Here is a 20,649-nt window from a genome sequence, read left to right as displayed (position 1 = left end):
CCGCCACCGACCACGGAAACTCCGGATGATCTCCCGACCGCCCAAACACGGCACGAACCCCGCACCCGACCGAGACCCGCAGGACGAGCGGGCCCAGGCCATCGACAAGGCCGCCAACCTCATCGAGGCGCTGCCCTGGCTCTCCCGCTTCCACGGCCGCACCGTCGTCGTCAAGTACGGCGGCAACGCCATGGTCAGCGAGGAGCTGCGGGTCCGCTTCGCCGAGTCCGTCGTCTTCCTCTACTACGCCGGCCTGTGCCCCGTCGTCGTCCACGGGGGCGGTCCCCAGATCAGCGCGCAGCTCGAACGGGCGGGGGTGCAGTCCACCTTCACCGCCGGGCTGCGCGTGACCACCGACGAGGCCATGGACATCGTCCGCATGGTCCTCACCGGCCAGGTCAACAGGGAGATCGTCGGACTGGTCAACCAGCACGGCCCGTTCGCCGTCGGGCTGTCGGGCGAGGACGCCAACCTCCTCACCGCCGAACGCAAGACCGTCACGGTCGACGGCGAGACCGTCGACATCGGACGCGTGGGCGAGGTGACCGCCGTCGATCCCGGAGCCGTGGCCGCCCTCATCGCCGACGGCAGGATCCCCGTCGTCTCCAGTGTCGCCCGGGCCGACGACGGCGGCGTCTACAACGTCAACGCCGACACCGCGGCGTCCGCGCTGGCCGTCGCCCTGGGCGCCAGCAAGCTCATCATGCTCACCGACGTCGAGGGCCTGTTCGCCGACTACCCCGACAACACCGAGCTGATCAGCCGCCTCGACGTCGACGAGCTGCGCTCCCTGCTCCCCACCCTGTCGTCGGGCATGGTGCCCAAGATGGAGGCCTGCCTGCACGCCGTCGAGGGCGGTGTGCCCCAGGCGCACATCATCGACGGTCGCGTCCCGCACTCGCTCCTGCTGGAGGTCTTCACCGACCAGGGCGTGGGCACCATGGTCGCCGACGAGGAACTCGAATCCGCCCTGTTCGCCGGGAACGGCCACCACCCGCGCCCCTGGCGCCCCATCGACACCACCATCCACAGCACAGGAGGCGTGAAGTGACCAACGGTGCCACCCTGCGCGAACGGTTCTCCGCCGCGCTCATGCCCACCTACGGAGTGCCGCCCATCGCGCTCACCCTCGGGCGCGGTTGCGAGGTCTACGACGCCGACGGCCGCCAGTATCTGGACCTCATCGCGGGGATCGCCGTCTCCAGCCTCGGCCACGGGCACCCCGCCCTCGTCAAGGCCGTCGCCCACCAGGCCGCCACGCTCGCCCACACGAGCAACCTGTTCGTCCACGAACGCGAGGTCGAACTCGCCGAACGGCTCATCGGACTCCTCGGCGGCGACGCCAAGGTCTTCTTCGCCAACTCCGGCACCGAGGCCAACGAGGCCGCGCTCAAGCTCGTCAAGCGCGCCGCCGGGCCCGGCCGCCACTACTTCGTCGCCGCCACGCTCGGCTTCCACGGCCGCACCTCCGGCTCCCTCGCCCTGACCGGCAAGGACGCCATCCGCGAGCCCTTCGGACCCTACGGCATGGACGTGCGGTTCGTCCCCCACGGCGACCTCGACGCCCTCACCGCCGCCGTCGACCAGGGCTGCGTCGCCGTCTTCACCGAACCGACCCAGGGCGAGGCCGGGGTCGTCCCCGCGCCCGAGGGCTACCTGGCCGGCGTCCGCGCCGTGTGCGACGAAACCGGCGCGGCCTTCGTCCTCGACGAGATCCAGAGCGGCATCGGCCGCACCGGTCAGTGGTTCGCCCACCAGGACGCGGGCGTGCGCCCCGACGTCCTCACCCTGGCCAAGGGCCTGGGCGGCGGGCTGCCCATCGGCGCCTGCGTCGGCTTCGGCCGCTACGCCGACGCCTTCCAGAAGGGCGACCACGGCTCCACGTTCGGCGGCAACCCCGTCGCCTGCGCGGCCGCCCTCGCCGTCCTCGACACCATCGAGGCCGAGGGACTGCTCGCCCATACCGCCGTGATGGGCGACCTGCTCGCCGAGCAGCTCGAAGTCGTCGAACACCCGCTCCTGGAGGGACAGCGCGGCAGTGGACTGTGGCGGGCGCTGGCCCTGGCAGCTCCCGTCGCCGCCCACGTCCAGGAACAGGCCGCCGTGCGCGGCTTCCTCGTCAACGCCGTGGGCCCCGAGACCATCCGCCTCGCCCCGCCCCTGGTCATCACCCCCGAACAGATCGGCGTGTTCATCGAGGCGCTGCCGACCGTCCTCGACGCCGCCGAGGCCGCGGCCAGCAAGGAGACGCAGTCATGACCCGGCACTTCCTGCGCGACGACGACCTCTCCCCGGCCGAACAGGCCCGGGTGCTGGACCTCGCCGACGCGATGAAGAAGGACCGCTTCGACCGCCGTCCGCTCGCGGGGCCGCGGACCGTCGCGCTCCTGTTCGACAAGCCCTCCACCCGGACCCGGCTCTCCTTCAGCGTCGGCGTCAGCGACCTCGGAGGCGCCCCGTTGGTGGTGGACACCGCCACCACCCAGATGGGCCGGGGAGAACCGCTGGAGGACACGGCCCGTGTCCTGGAGCGCCAGGTCGCCGCCGTCGTCTGGCGGACCTTCGCCCAGGCCGACCTGGAGACGCTCGCACGGTTCAGTTCGGTGCCCGTCGTCAACGCCCTCACCGACGAGTTCCACCCCTGCCAGATCCTGGCCGACCTCCAGACCGTGCGCGAGCACAAGGGAACCCTGGCGGGGCTCACCCTCGCCTACCTCGGCGACGGTGCCAACAACATGGCCCACTCCTACCTCCTGGGCGGCGCCACGGCCGGCATGCACGTGCGCGTCGCGGCACCCGAGGGCCTGCGCCCCGACCCCGCCGTCCTGGCCCGCGCCGCCGAGATCGCCGCCGGCACGGGCGGATCGGTCACCGTCAGCGCCGACCCACGCGGGGCGGCCGACGGAGCCGACGTCCTGGCCACCGACACCTGGGTGTCCATGGGCCAGGAGGACGAGGCGGCCGACCGCGAGGCGCCCCTGCGCCCCTACATCGTCGACTCCGCCCTGCTGGCCGCCGCGCACCCCGAGGCGATCGTCCTGCACTGCCTGCCCGCCTACCGGGGCAAGGAGATCGCGGCCGAGGTCATCGACGGTCCCCGGAGCGTGGTGTGGGACGAGGCGGAGAACCGCCGCCATGCCCAGAAGGCCCTCCTCGCCTTCCTCCTGGACTCCGAAGCTGACGCCGGGAGCGAGCGCCGATGACCAACGAGGGCGGCTCCGCGCCGATGACCAAGGCGGCCCGGCACGCCCGGATCACCGACGTCCTCACCCGCGAGGACGTCCGCTCCCAGGGCGAGCTGGCCAAGCGCCTGGCCGCGGCCGGCGTCCAGGTCACCCAGGCCACACTGTCCCGGGACCTGGACGAGCTCGGGGCGGTCAAGCTCCGCACCGCCGACGGGCACCTGGCCTACGTCCTGCCTGGGGAGGGCGGGGAGCGCCTGCAACGCACCCGGCCCGACACACTCGACCTCTCTGAGGCCTCCGGCGCCCGTCTGACCCGACTCGCCGAGGACCTGCTGGTCTCGGCCGAGGCCTCCGCCAACATGGTCATCGTCCGCACTCCGCCCGGAGCCGCCCAGTTCCTGGCCTCGGCCATCGACCACACCGACTTCCACGCCATTCTGGGCACCATCGCCGGGGACGACACCATCCTGGTGATCTCCCGCGACCCGGGGGGCGGCGAGGACCTGGCCGACGCTCTGCTGCGCCTGGCCGACCGAAGATGACGGGCGCGGCCCCGCCGCACCCCCGCACGTCCACGACCACGTTCCACCGAAGGAGACCACCATGGCCGATCAGCCCGGCACCGAGACGCCAGCGCCGGCCAGCCCGAGGCACTGCGCCTGTGGGGCGGCCGCTTCGAGGGCGGCCCGGACCAGGCGCTGGCCCGGCTCTCGCTGAGCACCCACTTCGACTGGCGGCTCGCCCGCCACGACATCGCCGGATCACGCGCGCACGCCCGCGCGCTGCACCGGGCCGGGCTGCTCACCGCCGACGAACTCGACCGGATGACCGAGGGGCTGGACCGCCTGGAGGCCGACGTCGCCTCGGGCGCGTTCACGCCCGTCTTCGAGGACGAGGACGTGCACACCGCCCTGGAGCGCGGTTTCATCGAACGGGTCGGCCCCGAACTCGGCGGACGGCTGCGCGCCGGACGGTCCCGCAACGACCAGATCGCCACCCTCGTGCGCATGTACCTGCGCGAGGAGGCCCGCTCCATCGCCGACGAGGTCCTGGCGCTGGTCCAAGCCCTGGCCGACCAGGCCGCGGCGCACCCCGACGCCGCCATGCCCGGCCGCACCCATCTCCAGCACGCCCAGCCCGTGCTCCTGGGCCACCAGCTGATGGCGCACGCCTGGCCGCTGCTTCGCGACGTCGAGCGCCTGCGCGACTGGGACCGCCGGGCCGCCGTGTCCGCCTACGGGTCGGGGGCGCTCGCCGGATCGTCGCTGGGCCTGGACCCGGAGGCGGTCGGCGCCGAACTGGGCTTCCCCGCCTCGGCGGAGAACTCGATCGACGGCACGGCCGCCCGCGACGTCGTGGCCGAGTTCGCCTTCGTCACCGCCATGATCGGCGTCGACCTGTCCCGCCTGTCGGAGGAGGTCATCCTCTGGGCGACCAAGGAGTTCTCCTTCGTCACCCTCGACGACGCGTTCTCCACGGGCTCGTCGATCATGCCGCAGAAGAAGAACCCCGACGTCGCCGAACTCGCCCGGGGCAAGGCGGGCCGACTCGTCGGCGACCTCACCGGTCTGCTCACCACCCTCAAGGGGCTCCCGCTCGCCTACAACCGGGACCTGCAGGAGGACAAGGAGCCGGTCTTCGACGCCGTCGACAGCCTCCACCTGCTGCTGCCCGCGATGACCGGCATGATCGCCACGCTCGCCTTCCACACCGAACGCATGGCGGAGCTGGCGCCGCAGGGCTTCTCCCTGGCCACGGACATCGCCGAGTGGCTTGTCCGCGAGCGGGTGCCCTTCCGCGAGGCGCACGAGATCGCCGGGTCCTGCGTACGCCTGTGCGAGGAGCGCGGGATCGACCTGCCCGACCTGAGCGACGAGGACTTCGCGGCCGTCTCCGGGCACCTGACGCCGAAGGTGCGCGAGGTCCTCACCGTCCAGGGCTCCCTCGCCTCCCGCGCGGGCAGGGGCGGCACCGCCCCCGTCCGCGTCGCCGAACAGCTGGAACGCCTGCTCGCCGGGGTCGCCGGGCACCAGGACGGCTGGCTCGCCGAGTAGCGGCGGCCCACACCGTCGACGGGCGCCTCCCTCCGGGGGGCGCCCGCCCGCGCGTCGCCCCCGTCCGCGAACCGCCCAGGACGCCAGCGGAGCAGCCCCGCCTGGATCGCGCACCCTCCCAGCGCGTCCGCTTCCACGGCCCGGACCGCCCGCTCCCCGTCCATTTCGGCGTTCCCCCAGTACCCGGGGGGCGCGTGCGGTAGCGTCCTGAATCTGCGGGCACCAAACGTGGCCTTGTCTGTACTCCCCGCGCACAGCGGGATCGCGCGCCCCCGGGCTCGGTCCACCGCGTGACGGACGCGTCGGATGGTCGGTCCGCCGGGCGCGGCGACGCCGAACCGGGTGCCCGCGACCAGTCGGTGGGGAAGGAGTGCGATGGGACAGCCGGGCGCCGCCGGGCACGGCATCAGAGCACAGCTCAACAGGATGGTGCTGATCCCCAGCATCACCTTCCTCGCTCTGTTCGCCGTTCTGAGCACGGCCACGCTCGTCCAGGCGGTGTCCCTCCGCGCGGCCGTGAACGACGGACGCGACGGCATCGAACTCGCCGACGCGCTCGGCCGCCTCCAGGAGGAGCGCCGGCTCAGCGTCGAGTTCCTCGCCGACCCCGGCCCCGAGTCGCGCCGGGCCCTCGCCGACGCCGCGGAGTCCACCGACGCCTCCCTCGACCGCGTCCGCGACCTGCGCGGCAGCCTGGGTTCGCGCGACGAACCGGGCGTCGCCGACCTCATCGACGCGTTCTTCGCCTCGCTGGACGACGTCGAGTCCACGCGGGACGACAACCTCGTCGACCCCGGCGAGACCGAGGCCACCCTCGCCGCCTACACCACCGCCGTCCACCACGCATCCGCCTCTACTCCAGCATCGCGCGCGCCCTCGACGACGGACCCGCCTCCGCCGAGGCCTCCGCCGCCACCGACCTGATGTGGGCGATGGAGAGCTTCAGCCACGCCGACGCGCGCGTCAGCGCGATCCTGGCGTGGGACCGCCTCACCCGCGAGGACCAGCTGCGCGTCGCCGAACTCGCCGCCGACACCCGCCACCGCGTGACCTCCGCCCGCCCCGGCCGGGCCGTGCTCGGTCCCGGGGTCCCCACCGCGCTCGCCCTCGCCGAGAGCGACGCCTGGCGCGCGGCCCTCGACATCACCGACACCCTCGCCCGCCACGAACCCCCCGTCGCCATCGACCCCCTGACCGCCGAGCCGACCCGCGGCACCACACCGCCCTCGGGACTCGACGGGTGGCGCGAGGCGGCCGACCGCGTCACCACCGACCTCGGCGCGGTGATCGAGACCCGCACCTCCTCCGTGGTCACCGCCGGCGAGGACGCCAGCTCCTGGATGCTGACCCTCGCCTTGGGCGGCGGCATCATCTCCCTCTTCGCGGGCACCCTCGCCTACGGTGTGGCCGCCCGCTCGGCCAGCAGGCTCACGTACCGCCTCGCCAAACTGCGGGCCGAGACGCTCGGCACCGCCCGCTCCGACCTGCCCCGCATCGTCCGACGCCTGGAGGCGGGGGACACCGTCGACCTCGACGCCGAGATGAAGCAGCTCGACCACGGCGACGACGAGGTGGGGCAGGTCGCCGACGCGTTCAACATCGCACAGCGCACCGCGGTCAGCGCCGCCGTCAAGCAGGCCGACCTGCGCGCGGGCGTCAACCGGGTGTTCCTCGGCATCGCCCACCGCAACCAGTCGCTCGTGCAGCGCCAGATCCAGCTCCTGGACCGGGTGGAGCGCGAAGAGGAGGACCCCGACCTGCTGGAGAGCCTCTTCCAGCTCGACCACCTGGCCACCCGGGGCCGCCGCCACGCGGAGAACCTGATCATCCTGGGCGGGGCCCAGCCCGGTCGCCGCTGGCGCCACCCCATCCCCCTGATGGACATCCTGCGCGGGGCCATCTCCGAGACCGAGGAGTACGCGCGGGTCAGGGTGGCGTCAGCGCCCGAACTCTCGCTGGCCGGGGCGGCGGTCGCCGACGTCATCCATCTGCTCGCCGAACTCGTCGAGAACGCCACCGCCTACTCCCCCCCGCACACCGAGGTCACCATCGCCACCGAGACCGTGCCCAAGGGCGTCGCCGTCGAGGTCGAGGACCGCGGGCTGGGCATGACCGAGGACGCCCTGGCCAAGGCCAACACCACCCTGAGCGAGGCGCCGGAGTTCGACGTGATGGGCCCGGGAACCGACGCCCGGCTCGGGCTGTTCGTCGTGGCCCGCCTCGCGCACAAACACGGCATCGGCGTCCAGTTGCGCTCGTCGCCGTACGGGGGGACGCGCGCGGTGGTCCTCATCCCCTCAGCCCTGATCACCTCCACCCCCGGCGCCGGGTCCGAACGCTCCAGGATCGGTGGTGCGGCGCCGCCCGGCGAGCCAGCCGAGCGCGGGCCGCGCGAGGCCCACCGGTCACAGGACCTGCTGGCCGCCGCGGGAGGTCCGTCCGGTCGGCAGCGTCCCCTCCTGCGTCCGGTGCCGCCCCACTCCGACGGCGGCGGTGTCGACCGTGCTCCACGCGTGTCCGGGGCGCCAGTGTTGCGCCAGGTGCCCGATCTGGCGGTCGCGGACGGCGGAGCCGACGCCGCGGGCGACCATGACCTGTCGGACCCCGCCGCTGGCGAGGACGCGGATCCCCGTCCGGCGGGCGACGCCACGCGCCTGCCGCGGCGCGGGACCGGCGGCGCTCGTGGCGGCGGCCGGGTGGGCGGCGGCCCCGACCGGCCCGGGCTGCCCAGGCGCAGGCGACAGGCCAGCCTCGCACCGCAACTCAGGGAGGATCGGGGCGCGGACTCCGCACCGAAGGCGCAGGGCAGGACTCCGGAGCAGGCCCGCCGACTGATGGACGCCTTCAGCGCGGGCACACGGCGGGGCCGAGCCGAGGACGTCGACGGGAGCGAACACGCAAGTGACGGTCAGGTCGGTGCGAGCGCCGACGATCACACGGGAGAGAGCGACTGAGATGGTGGGCAAGAGCAAGGCCGCGGACAACCTGGACTGGTTGTTGGACGACTTGGTGGACCGCGTCGTCGGTGCGGACCACGCGATCGTGCTGTCGGCCGACGGGCTGTCCCTGGGACGTTCCCGGGCGTTGACCCCCGCGGACGCCGAGCACCTGTCGGCACTGGCGTCCGCGTTCCAGAGCCTGGCGCGGGGGACCGGGCGGCACTTCGGCGGCGGCGAGGTCCGTCAGACCGTGGTCGAGATGGAGCACTCCTATCTCTTCGTCACCGCGGCGGGGGCGGGGGCCTGCCTCGCCGTGCTGGCCGGCGAGGACGCCGACGTCGGTCTGGTGGCCTACGAGATGAACCTGCGGGTCAAGAGGGTGGGGCAGTTCCTCACGGCCGCGCCCCGGCGGCCCGCGGGACTCAGCGCCATGGGAGGGACCGGTTCGTGAACACGTCGGGCGAACAACGGGGCCTCGCCCTGCCCGGTCCGGTGCCCGCGGAGGGGGCGGGCACCGGACGGTCGGGGCGGGGGTCGGGCGGCGGCCCGGCCGAGCCTGGTACAGGGGGAGGACCCATCCCAGCTCCGAGGGGCCCTCGGCGGGCGTGCTCGCGGGCGACGCCCCGGGAGGATCGCTGGTCCGCCCCTACACGATGACGCGTGGGCGCACCCGCCCCAGCGACTTCGGGCCGCCGCTGGACATGATCACCATCGTCGTCGCCGCCCGCGGTCGGGACGACCGGCCCCTGGAACCCGAGCAGCGGGAGATCGTCCGGCTGTGCCGGCGGCCGATCTCGGTCGCGGAGATCTCGGCACGGCTCGACGTCCCGCTGACCGTGGTGAAGGTGCTCCTGGGCGACCTCGTCGCCGAGGGGGACGTTCGCACCCGGGCCGCCGTGCCCGTGACCCAGCTTCCCGAGAAGAAAGTACTTCAGGCGGTACTCGATGGCATCCGCAGACTCTGAGACCAGGCCGGGGGCCCGCGAGCCGCTCCAACAGGAGCCGATCCCGCAGGCGGTCAAGATCATCGTCGCCGGGGGGTTCGGCGCGGGCAAGACCACGATGGTCGGCTCCGTCAGCGAGATCGCCCCGCTGAGCACCGAGGAGCTCATGACCGAGGCCAGCTACGGGGTGGACGACACCGGAGGGGTGGAGGACAAGACGACGACCACGGTCGCCCTGGACTTCGGCCGCATCACGATCAACGAGGACATCGTGCTGTACCTGTTCGGCACGCCCGGCCAGGACCGCTTCTGGTTCATGTGGGACGAACTGTCAGAGGGGGCGCTCGGCGCGGTCGTGCTCGCGGACACGCGCAGGCTCGACACCTGCTTCCACGCGGTCGACTTCTTCGAACGGCGGGGGGTGCCGTTCGTGGTCGCGGTCAACCGGTTCGACGGTGCCGACGACTACCGGGTGGAGGAGGTGCGCGAGGCACTCGACGTCACCGAGGGGGTGCCGATCCTGCTGGCCGACGCCCGAGTCCGGGAGTCGTGCAAGGAGGTGCTGGTCGAGCTGGTCACGCACGTGCTCAGAGTGCGGAGTCCGGCGCTGAGCGGATAAGTCCGGCCGCCCCCGGCGCCCGGTGGGCGGGTGGGCCCGGTATACGTTCGGGAGACACGCCCGTGAACGCGGTGTTGAACGCTACAATGTCGCGGCAGTGACCTTGGCCGTGATCTGCCCTGATCGCCCCATCCGCCTCTCATCTGAATCCTGGTATGCGAAACTCAGACCGACTTCCTCCACGCGAACTCCCCAAGCGTCGTTCTGGTCGACACCGCAACCCGCTGTCCTTCGACAACTGGTTCGGCACCCCCACCCTCGTCATGGCGGTCCCGGGTACGGCCGACCAGGCCAGGGACGCCGACGGCGGGTCGATCGGCGCGCGGATGGCCGATCTCGTGCGTGCCTACCGACCCGAGGTCACGATCCGGTACGGGCACACCGAGGGCGACGGGCAGACGCTGACCGAGGCGCTCACCGATCTGGACGAGGGCGGGGAGCGGCCACTGGGCGGGATCGTGGTGCCGCTGGTCACCGCGCCGCACGAGGGCGTGGCCCGGTCGATCTCCGCCGCCGTGGGGGCCACCGGCGCCAACGTGCGGATCACCGAAGGGCTCGGCCCGCATCCGATGCTGGCCGAGGTCTTGCACCTGCGCCTGGCCGAGGCCGGGTACGTGCGGGCCGACCGCATGCGCCTGATCAGCGTGGTCGCGCGGGACACCACGATGGCGGACGGCGTCGTGGTCGGTGCGGTCGGTGGCGAGGGGGCGGTCGGAGCGGCCGGGGTGAGCGCGGTCCTCCTCGCGGCCCGACTCGGGTTGACCGTCCTGCCCACAGACCTGGACAGCGAGGCCGCGCTGGAACAGACCGTCGGTCAGCTGCGCCGGGGCGGGTGCCAGCGTCCGGTGATCGCGCCCAGCGCCCTGGGGCCGGAGCTGCGCCGGGCGGAGCTGACGGCACTCGCCGAGCGGTTCGGGGCACGGCTGGGCACGCCGCTGGGCGCGGACAGTCTCCTGGGCAAGATCGCGGCCCTGCGCTACGCCGAGGTCCTCAACTCTTTGGGGGTGGAGCAGCCGCCGACCATCGACGAACTGCCCGCGCCGGTGGGCTCCCGGCACCGCCCGGAGTCCTGATCGGGGTAGGTGCGCGGCGGGATCGGACACGTCGCGGCAGGGTCGCGACACGCCGCGTCGGTGAGGAGAGTTCGGTGAGGGCCATCCGTGCCACGGATGGCCCTCACGCGTGTCCGCACCCGTGACCAAGGGTTCGAACCGGACACCCCGGGCGTTGGCGCGCGTCCGTGGCGTCGCGCTCACACCAAAGGATAACTAGTCGTGATTGTTTGACAGCGTAGGGCAATGAAACTCCGATAGCCTCGCATCGACCGCACTCCGCAGACGCACCCCGCCGAGGAGCCCGGCGGACCCACAGGCTGGAGGGGGCCATGCGTAGAACCCGCCACCGCGCGTCCACGATCCGCGCGCAGCTGACCCGAATCGTGCTGATCCCGAGTCTGTGCTTCCTCGCGCTGTGGCTCGTCGTGGCCGCCGTCGGCACGGTTCGGGCGGTCCAACTGATGGGCGCGGTCTCCCAGGCGAGGGACGGATCGCGCGCCTACGCCGAGACCGCCAACGAACTGCGGGCCGAGCGACGCCTGTCCGTGGTCCATCTCGGCCTGCGGGAACGGGGCGTGGCCGATGACCGGTTGCGTGCCGCCCTCGACGAGCAGCGCGAACGGACCGACGCCAGCCTCGCCCAGGCGGTCGGCACCGCCGCGCGGACCCGGACGGCGGGCGACGACGCGGTCGAGCGCAGCGCGGCCGCCTTCGAGGAGACCTCCGCGTCGGTGGCCGCGCTGCGCACCGACATCGACGAACGGGCCACGGGACGCGACGAGGCGCTGATGCGCTACGGCGACGTCCTCGACGACGTCCAGGACGCCACCATCGCGCTCATCCACGCCACCGACGGCGGCGAGAACCTCACCGACGCGGTCCTGACCCAGGAACTCCTGGGCGCCCGGTCGGACTTCGCCCGGGCCGACGCCCTCCTGGCCGGGGTCATCGCGGCGGGTGAGATGAGCTACGAGGAGACCGCCCACTTCACCTACCTCACCGCCGCCTACCGCGACACGTTGGAGGGCGCGGGCCCGGTCATGCACCCCACCGTGCGGACCCGCTACGAGGAGATGCTCGACCTGGACTCCTGGAGCCGGGCCGAGCGGCTCAGCCGCGGTGTGGTGACCCGGCCGCCGATCGCCGAGACCGACGCGCGGGAGGGCGACCCCGTGGACGATTCGGCGTCCGCCGCGTGGAACACCGACATCGAGGTCACCGGCATCGAGTGGGACGGCTCCTCGGCCGCCGCCGCGCTGGTGCTGGACGGGCTGGCCAGGGCACAGACCGAGCGGACCGTCGACCTCGCGTGGAGCGCCGCGCTGCTGCGCGTCTCCCTCGGTGTGGCGGCGGCGGTGGCCACCCTGGGCATGGGGGTCGCCGCGATCGCCGTCGTCGGCCGTTCCTCGCGCCGCCTCACCGACCGCCTGGCACGCCTGCGCGAGCAGATCCTCGACCGAGACGAGGACCTACCCGACATCCTCGAACGGGCGCAACGCGGGCAGCGGGTCGACGTCCACGAGGAGCTGCCCCTGCTGGACGAGTGCGGGGACGACGAGATCGGCCAGGTGGCCGAGGCCCTGGACAGCGCCCAGGTCGCCGCCGTGGAGGCGGCCGTCCGCCAGGCGGAGATCCGGCGCGGCGCCAACCGGGCCTTCCTCGGCGTGGCCTTCCGCAACCAGACGCTGGTCCAGCGCCAGCTGCGCCTGCTCGACGAGATCGAGTACCACGAGCAGGACCCCGAGGCGCTGCGCAGGATCTTCCGGCTCGACCACCTGGCCACGCGGGCCCGTCGTTACGCCGACAACCTCATCATCCTCGGCGGCGGGCAGTCGGCGCGGCGGTGGCGCCACCCGCGTCCGCTCGTGGACGTCCTGCGCGCCGCCATCGCCGAGACGGAGGACTTCGAGCGGGTGCGGCTGACCTCGGCGCCGCGCGCGCTCATGCAGGGGCAGGTGGTCGAGGACGTCGTTCACCTGCTGGCCGAGCTGATCGAGAACGCCACCCAGTTCTCGCCGGCGGGCACCCCCGTCGACGTCAGCTGCACGCCGGTCGTGGACGGGCTCATGGTGGAGGTCGAGGACCGGGGCCTGGGCATGTCCGAGCACGGGTACGCCGCGGCCGAACGGACGTTGAACCAGCCTCCGGAGTTCGACGTGATGGCCGTGCCTGAGGACCCGCGTCTCGGGCTGTTCGTCGTGGCCCGACTCGCAGGTCGGCACGGTGTGCGGGTCTGGCTGCGCCCGTCCCCGTACGGCGGGACACGGGCGACCACGCTCATCCCGGACACCCTCCTGGAACCCTCGGAGAACACGGTGCCCGATCCCTCGCCGCCCGTGCCCGTCCACGGGCATCCCGGCCCGACCCCGACGGGACCGGCGGTCCCCCCTGAGCAGGCGCCCACAAGTCCGGTCCCGCCGCCCGACCACGGCCCGGCGACCCCGGTGCCGTATCCCTACCGCGAGTCGGAGGATTCCGCGCCGGAACCGGACTGGCGGCCCGATCCCGCGTTCGCGGACCGGGCTGGCGCCCCCCGCGGCACGGCACCCCCCCGCCCGCACCCCGAGCAGCCGAGCGGACCGCAGGTCACGCACCGCACACCACCCGGGGGCGACGGTGAACTCTGACGGCTCCCGGGCCCGGTCCATGGCCGGACGTGATCACGCCCGCGGCGTCGCCGCGCCGCGCGTGCCCGTGCGGAACGCACCGCGCGTCACCGTCCACGACTCCCTCAGCGCGGCCCCGTGGCCCGAGGCGGCAGCGGGCGGCGAGGCCGGGAGGGAACGGTTCCTGCGTCCGTTCGCGGTCGACGCGGGCCACCCCGACGGGGCGGGGGCGCGTGACCATGGACGGGGGGCGGACCTGGTGGGACACGTCGTCGCCGCGCGGACACCCGGCCGGGGCGAGTGGCTGCGCCCCGAGCGCGCGGCGATCCTCGAACACGCCCGGCACGCGCGGACCCTGGTGGAACTGGCGGTCGAGGTCCGGCTGCCCGTCGGACAGGTCCGGGCCATCGTCGCCGACCTGGTGGACGACGGTGCCCTCCAGGTCTGCGGCCCCTCCCGACCGCTCGACCGCCAGGACATCCTCCACGCCGTCCTGGTGGGTCTGCGCTCACTCTGACCGCCCCGGGGCCGAGCCTTCCGGCGCGGAGTTGCTAGCGTTCCGCCATGCGCAGCACCGAACACATCGGCGTCATCGGGGCCGGAATCGTCGGACTGGCCCTCGCCCGGCGGCTGACCCTCCAGCGGCCCGGCGTCCGCGTCACGGTCCTGGAGAAGGAGGACCGGGTCGCCGCGCACCAGACCGGCCACAACAGCGGCGTCGTCCACGCCGGTCTGTACTACCGGCCCGGCTCGCTCAAGGCCACCCTCTGCCGTCGCGGAGTCGGTCTGCTCAAGGACTACTGCGCCGAACACGGCCTGCCCTATCAGGAGGTCGGCAAGGTCCTGGTCGCGGCCGACGCCCACGACCAGGCGCGGCTGGAGGACATCGAGCGGCGCGCCGAGGCCAACGGCGTCCCCGGCGTGGTCCGCCTCGGCCCCCAGGGCCTGCGCGACGTCGAACCCCACGCCCGCGGGCTCGCCGCACTGCACTCGCCCACCACGCGATCACCGACTTCGTCGCCGTCGCCGAGCAGCTCGCCGACGACGTGCGCCGCTGCGGAGGACGCGTCCTGCTCCACACACCCGTCATCGACCTGCGCCAGGACCACGACGCGTCGAGGCGCTCACCGGAACGCCCGAGAGCGAACGGCGCATCCACCGCTTCGACCGTCTGGTGGTCTGCGGCGGCCTGCGCGGCGACGAACTCGCGCGCATGGCCGGGGCGGCGCCCGACCCGAGGACGGTGCCGTTCCGCGGCCACTACCACGAACTCGTCCCCGAGCGCCGCCACCTCGTGCGCGGCCTCGTCTACCCGGTCCCCGACCCCCGCTACCCGTTCCTGGGCGTGCACCTGACCCGCCACGTCCACGGCGAGGTCATGGCCGGACCCAACGCCGTCCTCGCGACCGCGCGCGAGGGTTACCGCGGCCGGGACCTCGTCCCGCGCGAGCTCGCGGAGACCCTCGCCTGGCCCGGATTCTGGCGGCTGGCCCGACGCCACTGGACGATGGGCGCCCGCGAGGTCCTGGTGTCGTCCTCGCGCGCCGTCTTCGCGCGCCAGGCGCGTCGGCTCGTCCCCGAGATCTCCGCGGCCGACCTGCGCCCCGCCGAGTCCGGCGTCCGCGCGCAGGCACTGGGCCGGGACGGCGGCCTGCTCGACGACTTTCGGGTCGACACCCACGGGCGGGTGGTGTGCGTGCGCAACGCCCCCTCGCCCGCGGCCACGTCCGCGCTGGCGATCGCCGAGTTCCTCGCCGACCGCCACGTGCCCGTGCGCTGAGGCGGGAACGGGCCTGGGGTGTGTCGGAACGGCGTTGTCCACAGGTTCGAGAGCACTCTGGTGGAGGGCCTGGAAGGGTCGGACCATGGAGGGAGGCGGAGGATCGGGAGGGACCCGTGATCTCCGTCGGAGGTGCCCATGACCATGGTCGGACGGTTCGCGGCGGCGCTCTTGGCCGTGCTCGCGCTGGTACTCGCGGCGGCCCCGGCCGCCGGCGCCCCCGGAGGAGGAGACGTGGACGGCTTCACCGTCGGCTACCTGCCCGCGCAGGTCGACGAGCGGACGACGGCGGACGAGTTCGACTACGCGTGGGGAGACGTGTCCTTCGCCACTCGCGTGTGGGAGAGGCCCCTGGAAGGGGGAGGGTTCCGGGTGGTGCTCCAGGTCCTGGTGATGCGGGGGGAGCGGCTCACCGATCTCGACGCCGTCCGTGCCTTCCTGGCCGAATACCACGAGCGCGCACCGCACGCCTGGGAACTCACCCCGTTCGACAACCGGGGCACGCCGGGGCTGTTCGGGGAGATCGAGGCCTTCTGGAGCCCCGAGGCCGGGGTCGCGGTGGAGGTCCGGGACACCTTCGGACTCCTCGGCGAGGAGGAACTGCTGGCGACCGCGCGGGGGGTCGGCCCGACCGTCGCGGGTTGACGCGCAGGCCGACCGCGCCCCGGCGGCACGGGCGGCGGAGGCAACCCGCCACGATCAGCCAAGGCCCGAGACGTCGTCAGCGGGGACGCCCTCCTCCGCGACTCAGCAGCCAGCCAGTACTGTGCGCAGGGCCTCCTCCTCGTCCGGGTCGACGGCCAGATTCCAGGTGTGCTTGACCTCGATCCAGTGCGCCGTGTATTCGCAGTGGAAGGACTCAAGAGGAGGCAGCCAGTCACTCGGGTCCGCGTCGCCCTTGGACCTGTTGCTGGACGCGCTGACCGCCCAGAGCTGGGGGCCGTCGAGGTCGTTGGCGAAGCGTCGACGCTCCTCGGTGGCCCAGGTGGCCGCTCCCGACCGCCACGCCTCGTTGAGCGGGACCATGTGGTCGATGTCCAGGTCTCCCGCTTCGGTCAGGGTCTCGCCGTCGTAGACGCTGTACCACGTGCCGGACACGGGCTGGCAGTCCTCGTCGACCTCCACGGCCTCGCCGGCGCGCAGGAGGACCGCCTGCCGGGTGGTGCAGTCGTCCTGGACCCCCGTGTCCCAGTGGGGGAAGAGGGACCGGTCGTAGCCGGGCGGGTCGTTCTCCTCCGCCACACGGAGTTCCTCCAGGAGGGTGAGCGCGGTGCCCGCGTCGGAGGATCCGGCCGCGTCCGGACCGTCGGCGGCGCTTGAGGTTGGTCCGTCGGTGGCGGTCGCGCCCGGCGAGGTGTCACCGCTTCGCTGCTGGCCGGTCTCGTCCGGCGCCAGGTCGATGACGCCCAGTCGATAGAGCGCGAGCGCGGCCACGAGGACGAGGACGCCGGCGACGCCGGTCAGGATCTTCTTGGACATGGGGGGCTCCAACCCGGTCCGGTCTCCCCGGGCGCGGGGGTGCCCCGGGCACCACCAGCTTGGCGCATTCCGATGCTGTGTGGGAACGCCCGCGCAGACCATTGGGTCGCACCGTGTGTGGGCGGGTGAGGTCGGTGCGGGAGCGCACGGAGGGGCGGGCGGGGGAGGGGCACCCCGCGAGGAGGCCGAACGCGAACGAGCCCACCAGGAGCAGACCGACGCCCGCGCTGTACAGCGATGCCCGTGGCCGGCTCGGAACGTCCTGGAAGGTTCACAGCGAGACGGTGCGCTGGTCCAGAGCAGGTTGCGTGCGTCGTAGGGCTGGGCCGCGTCGGCGCGGAACTCCACCGGCGTGGACTCCACGCGCTTCCGCCGCGCCGGTCCCTCCTTGCCGTAGTTCCCGGCCTTGGCGCCGGGCGACAGGCCTTGACGATCCCCGCGACGCCGAAGTGTCCGGCCAGCATCAGAGTCTCCCCCGTCGTTCGCCTTCGGAGCCCTTCTCGGTCCCCACCCCCGCCGAAGCGGCGTCGGGCCAGCGCTGGACGGCCCGCACGAACCCCTCCACCAGGAGTTCGAAGCTCTCGTCCACGCTCTCGGGCAGACCGAAGCCCCCACGCGTCTCCAGATCCACGAACCCGTGGAGCGCGCTGCGGACGGTGCGGACGGCGTGCACCGCCTGACCGCCGCCGATGCCGAAACCGGCCAGCACGGCCGTGAGCACCTCGACCGGTACGGCGAAGACCTTCAGCGCCTCGTGGTCCTCGTCGCCCGGCGCCCGCTGGAGGGCGGCGTACCGGCCCGGATGGGCGTGCGCGTAGCGGCGGTAGGCGGTGGCCACGGCGCGCAGCGCGTCGGGTCCGGCGAGTCCCGTGGCGGCCGTGCGCAGCCGTTCGCCGAGTTCGGCCGCGCCGAGCAGGGCGACCTCGCGCCGTAGCCCGGCCAGGCCGTCCACGTGCTTGTACAGGCTGGGGACCGCGACCCCGAACCGTTGGGCGACCGCGGTGAGCGACAGCGCGTCGAGCCCCCGGTCGTCGACGAGCCGCGCGGCCTCCTCCGCCACCAGCCGCGGGGACAGTCCCGCCCTAGGCACCGGCGCTCACCTGCTCGGCCAGGCGCAGGAGCGCGGGCACGACGACGTCGGGTCGCTGGGACTGGGGGTAGTGACCGCATTCGGGGACCATCTCCACGGACCCGTCGACCACGGAGGACACCCAGGCGGCCTCGGCCGCGGGGTCGGGCCAGTCGGGGTCCTGCTCGCCGACGATCACCGTGGCTCGCGCCCTGAGGCCACCGGCGTCCAGGATCTGCTCGGAGCGGGCGAGGACGGTGGCGACGACGGATCGGTAGTGGGCGCGCGGGCGCAGCATGTCGCGGATCCGGCGCTTGTGTTCCTCGTGGCCCCGCGGCGTCCGGCCGACGTTGAGCCTGTCGTAGAAGGCGACGAGCATCCGGGGACCCCACGGGCGTACGAGCATGAGCCGGTGGCCCAGCCGCTTCAGCGCGCCGTCCCCCTCGTTGCGCAGGAAGGGGGCGAGGAGGGCGATCCCCGCGACGAGGTCGGGGCGTTCCAGGGCGGCGATGGTCACCGCGGCGCCGCCGAGCGAGTTGCCCACCATGATCACGTCCGTACCGCCGAGCTCCTCGGCCAGCGCGATGGCGTCGGTCGCGGCGGCTCGGTTGCTGTGGTCGTCGAAGGTGGCGTCGCTGTCGCCGTGGCCCCGCAGGTCCATGGCGGCGACACGGAACCCTCGGTCGGCGAGGGCGGAGCCGACGAACCGGAACGAGGCGCGGTGGTCGAACATGCCCGGGACGCAGACGACGAGGGGGCCGTCGTTGTCCGCGCCGTGGAGGTCGTAGGCGATCCGTCCCTGGGGACGTCGCAGGTGGTGCATGGCTTCCTCCTGTGGCTAGTGCTCGTAGCCTAAAAGCTATGACGGTTAGCTTTAGGTCGTCAAGGGCCCGGCACGCGACACGTGAACGGGTGATCGCCGGATAGCGTGGGGGTGCAGGAAAGTCAGGTGACCATCCGCAACACCCGGCCTACACTTCCAGGCAGATCGGGCCCGGGGCCCGCCTCATCGACAGAGAGCACCACAGTGACCGACATCATCGACGAACTCCAGTGGCGCGGCCTGCTCGCGCAGACGACCGACCTTGACGCACTCCGCAAGGCGATCGCCGATGGTCCGATCACCCTGTATTGCGGATTCGACCCGACGGCGGGCAGTCTGCACGTCGGTCACCTCACCCAGATCCTCACACTGGCCCGCTTCCAGCAGGCGGGGCACCGGCCGATCGCCCTGGTCGCGGTGGGACCGGGCTGATCGGTGACCCCAAGCCCACCGCCGAGCGTCAGATGAACCCGGTCGAGACCGTGCGCGGCTGGGTCGACAATCTGGCTGCGCAGCTGTCGGCCTTCCTGCGCTTCACTCCCGAGGGAGAGCAGCCCGAGCCGACGGACGCCGTCCTGGCCAACAACGCGGAGTGGCTCGGGCAGATGAGCGCGATCGAGCTGCTGCGCGACGTCGGCAAGCACTTCAGCGTCAACCAGATGCTCGCCCGTGAGACGGTCCGCAGCCGCCTCGACGGTGAGGGGATGAGCTACACCGAGTTCAGCTACGTGCTGCTTCAGTCCTACGACTACGTCCAGCTCTACCGGCGGTACGGGTGCACCCTCCAGACCGGCGGTTCGGACCAGTGGGGCAACATCACCGCCGGACTGGACCTGGTCCGCCGGATCGACGGCAACGAGCCGCACGGTCAGGCGCACGCACTCACCACCAACCTGCTCACCAAGACCGACGGCACCAAGTTCGGCAAGACCGAGACCGGCAGTGTCTGGCTCGACCCCGAACTCACGTCGCCGTACGCCTTCTACCAGTTCTGGTTCAACGCCGACGACCGCGACGTCGTCCGCTACCTCAAGGTGTTCAGCTTCCGGGAGCGAAGCGAGATCGAGGAGCTGGAGCGTCAGACCGAGGAGCGGCCGCAGGCGCGCGCCGCGCAGCGGACCCTGGCGGAGGACCTCACCACGCTCGTGCACGGCCAGGAGGAGTGCCGCAAGGTCGTCGAGGCCAGTCTCGCGCTGTTCGGCCGCGCCGACCTGGCCGACCTGGACGCGCGCACGCTGGACGCCGCCCTGTGCGAGGTGCCCAAGGCCGAGGTGTCCGGGCCGGTGGAGGAACTGCCGACCGTCGCCGAACTGTTCGCCCAGAGCGGTCTGACCAACAGCAAGTCCGCGGCTCGCCGTGCCATCCAGGAGGGCGGGGCGTACGTGAACAACGAGAAGGTGACCGACGTCGAGGCGCGGCTCTCCCCGGAGGACGTCCTCCAGGGGAGGTTCGTCGTGCTGCGCAGGGGCAAGCGCAACGTCGGCGGAGTCATTCTCGCCAGGAGGTGAGACGCTCCCGGCCGTGTCCGTCGGGGCCGGCGTCCTTCAGGGCGACGGCCCCGACGCGTGCCCGCGCCTGGGCGCCCACGGACACGGTCGGCGGTGCACCGAGGATTGCCGGGGCTCGGGGGGTTTCGATCGGGAATGTCCCGGGCACCTAGCAGGTTGACAGTGACAGTAGCCGGCGCGAGCACCCGGTCCTGGTGTGAGGACCGCACGCGCCAGGGGCCTTCAGAAGCCGCCCGTGCGGGGCGACGAGGCCCCGGATCCACGGGTTCCGACCCGATCCGGGGTCTGCCTTGACGTCTGACCCATCCCTCCCTATACTCGAAAGAGTCGCTGCGGGACGGCGAGCGGCCCGTGGGGTCGGCTCGGAACCGGACCGCCAAGCATGTCTTCCCCCGGTTGGCGTGGTTCGAGCACTGGCTCGGGCCCGGTAGGCTCGGGGAGCCGAATTCGAAACCCTGACGACCAGTCGCCGGGATGAACGAGGCAAAACGGGTGCTTTATCCCGTTCGGTTGATCCGGAACCGCCGATTTGGCGGGGCACGGAACACCTGATAAAGTAAAGACACAACAAAGCGGAAACGCAGACGC

At 72.8% G+C, this 20,649-nt stretch carries 16 protein-coding genes and 3 pseudogenes; 16 read left to right on the top strand and 3 right to left on the bottom strand.

What is annotated here, in order from left to right:
- The first annotated feature begins 25 nt into the window (after window positions 1-25).
- The 15 genes and pseudogenes from argB to BJF83_RS02010 all read left to right on the top strand — a co-directional run bounded on the left by argB (window position 26) and on the right by BJF83_RS02010 (window position 15,827).
- Window positions 26-1,051 (top strand): acetylglutamate kinase, encoded by a 1,026-nt coding sequence (gene argB / locus BJF83_RS02075; RefSeq protein ID WP_075924957.1) that lies wholly within the window; start codon window positions 26-28, stop codon window positions 1,049-1,051.
- Window positions 1,048-2,259, top strand: a complete 1,212-nt coding sequence (locus BJF83_RS02070; protein WP_075925021.1) for an acetylornithine transaminase — start codon at window positions 1,048-1,050, stop codon at window positions 2,257-2,259. The genes argB and BJF83_RS02070 overlap by 4 nt, the downstream gene beginning before the upstream one ends.
- Window positions 2,256-3,203, top strand: coding sequence for an ornithine carbamoyltransferase (gene argF, locus BJF83_RS02065; RefSeq protein WP_075924956.1), 948 nt, complete (start codon window positions 2,256-2,258; stop codon window positions 3,201-3,203). The genes BJF83_RS02070 and argF overlap by 4 nt, the downstream gene beginning before the upstream one ends.
- Window positions 3,200-3,727 carry an arginine repressor gene (locus tag BJF83_RS02060; RefSeq protein ID WP_075924955.1) on the top strand — a complete coding sequence of 176 codons (528 nt, stop codon included), beginning with the start codon at window positions 3,200-3,202 and terminating at the stop codon, window positions 3,725-3,727. Before argF ends, BJF83_RS02060 begins: the two co-directional genes overlap by 4 nt.
- A gap of 111 nt (window positions 3,728-3,838) precedes the next feature.
- Window positions 3,839-5,239: an argininosuccinate lyase gene (gene argH, locus BJF83_RS02055; RefSeq protein ID WP_075924954.1), complete on the top strand. Its 1,401-nt coding sequence runs from the start codon at window positions 3,839-3,841 to the stop codon at window positions 5,237-5,239.
- A 375-nt stretch (window positions 5,240-5,614) separates the two neighbouring features.
- Window positions 5,615-8,193, top strand: a pseudogene (locus BJF83_RS02050) (nitrate- and nitrite sensing domain-containing protein).
- 1 nt (window position 8,194) lies between these two features.
- Window positions 8,195-8,629: a roadblock/LC7 domain-containing protein gene (locus BJF83_RS02045; RefSeq protein ID WP_075924953.1), complete on the top strand. Its 435-nt coding sequence runs from the start codon at window positions 8,195-8,197 to the stop codon at window positions 8,627-8,629.
- Between the two features lie 154 nt (window positions 8,630-8,783).
- Window positions 8,784-9,143 (top strand): DUF742 domain-containing protein, encoded by a 360-nt coding sequence (locus BJF83_RS02040; RefSeq protein ID WP_143831760.1) that lies wholly within the window; start codon window positions 8,784-8,786, stop codon window positions 9,141-9,143.
- Window positions 9,124-9,741: an ATP/GTP-binding protein gene (locus BJF83_RS02035; RefSeq protein ID WP_075924952.1), complete on the top strand. Its 618-nt coding sequence runs from the start codon at window positions 9,124-9,126 to the stop codon at window positions 9,739-9,741. Before BJF83_RS02040 ends, BJF83_RS02035 begins: the two co-directional genes overlap by 20 nt.
- Before the next feature lie 155 nt (window positions 9,742-9,896).
- Window positions 9,897-10,814, top strand: a complete 918-nt coding sequence (locus BJF83_RS02030; RefSeq protein ID WP_075924951.1) for a sirohydrochlorin chelatase — start codon at window positions 9,897-9,899, stop codon at window positions 10,812-10,814.
- Window positions 10,815-11,125: 311 nt separating this feature from the next.
- Window positions 11,126-13,423 carry a nitrate- and nitrite sensing domain-containing protein gene (locus BJF83_RS02025; protein WP_075924950.1) on the top strand — a complete coding sequence of 766 codons (2,298 nt, stop codon included), beginning with the start codon at window positions 11,126-11,128 and terminating at the stop codon, window positions 13,421-13,423.
- Between the two features lie 19 nt (window positions 13,424-13,442).
- Window positions 13,443-13,919 carry a DUF742 domain-containing protein gene (locus tag BJF83_RS02020; RefSeq protein WP_075924949.1) on the top strand — a complete coding sequence of 159 codons (477 nt, stop codon included), beginning with the start codon at window positions 13,443-13,445 and terminating at the stop codon, window positions 13,917-13,919.
- Between the two features lie 47 nt (window positions 13,920-13,966).
- Window positions 13,967-14,344 (top strand): annotated as a pseudogene (locus BJF83_RS30790) (FAD-dependent oxidoreductase); the annotation flags it as partial.
- Window positions 14,226-15,182: an FAD-dependent oxidoreductase gene (locus BJF83_RS02015; protein ID WP_394329287.1), complete on the top strand. Its 957-nt coding sequence runs from the start codon at window positions 14,226-14,228 to the stop codon at window positions 15,180-15,182. The pseudogene BJF83_RS30790 and the gene BJF83_RS02015, both read left to right, overlap by 119 nt.
- Window positions 15,183-15,320: 138 nt before the next feature.
- The gene (locus BJF83_RS02010; RefSeq protein WP_075924948.1) at window positions 15,321-15,827 is read left to right on the top strand and encodes a hypothetical protein; all 507 of its coding nucleotides are present in this window, start codon (window positions 15,321-15,323) and stop codon (window positions 15,825-15,827) included.
- Window positions 15,828-15,929: 102 nt separating this feature from the next.
- Here the strand turns inward: BJF83_RS02010 and BJF83_RS02005 are convergent, their stop codons facing one another.
- The 3 genes from BJF83_RS02005 to BJF83_RS01995 all read right to left on the bottom strand — a co-directional run bounded on the left by BJF83_RS02005 (window position 15,930) and on the right by BJF83_RS01995 (window position 18,553).
- A complete protein-coding gene (locus BJF83_RS02005; RefSeq protein WP_075924947.1) occupies window positions 15,930-16,661 on the bottom strand; it encodes an HNH endonuclease family protein in 732 nt (243 codons plus the stop codon).
- 463 nt (window positions 16,662-17,124) lie between these two features.
- Entirely contained in the window at window positions 17,125-17,751 is a 627-nt protein-coding gene (locus tag BJF83_RS02000; protein ID WP_083678380.1) for a TetR/AcrR family transcriptional regulator, read from the bottom strand.
- Window positions 17,744-18,553 (bottom strand): alpha/beta fold hydrolase, encoded by an 810-nt coding sequence (locus tag BJF83_RS01995; RefSeq protein WP_075924945.1) that lies wholly within the window; start codon window positions 18,551-18,553, stop codon window positions 17,744-17,746. Before BJF83_RS01995 ends, BJF83_RS02000 begins: the two co-directional genes overlap by 8 nt.
- Window positions 18,554-18,757: 204 nt before the next feature.
- On the opposite strand from BJF83_RS01995, the pseudogene tyrS reads away from it, so the two are divergent.
- Window positions 18,758-20,061 (top strand): annotated as a pseudogene (gene tyrS / locus BJF83_RS01990) (tyrosine--tRNA ligase).
- The last annotated feature ends 588 nt before the right edge of the window (window positions 20,062-20,649 follow it).

The sequence above is a fragment of the Nocardiopsis sp. CNR-923 genome (assembly GCF_001942255.1).
Taxonomy (GTDB): domain Bacteria; phylum Actinomycetota; class Actinomycetes; order Streptosporangiales; family Streptosporangiaceae; genus Nocardiopsis.
The sequence above is the reverse complement of the archived record's forward strand: the minus strand, read 5'-3'. Positions and strand labels throughout refer to the sequence as shown.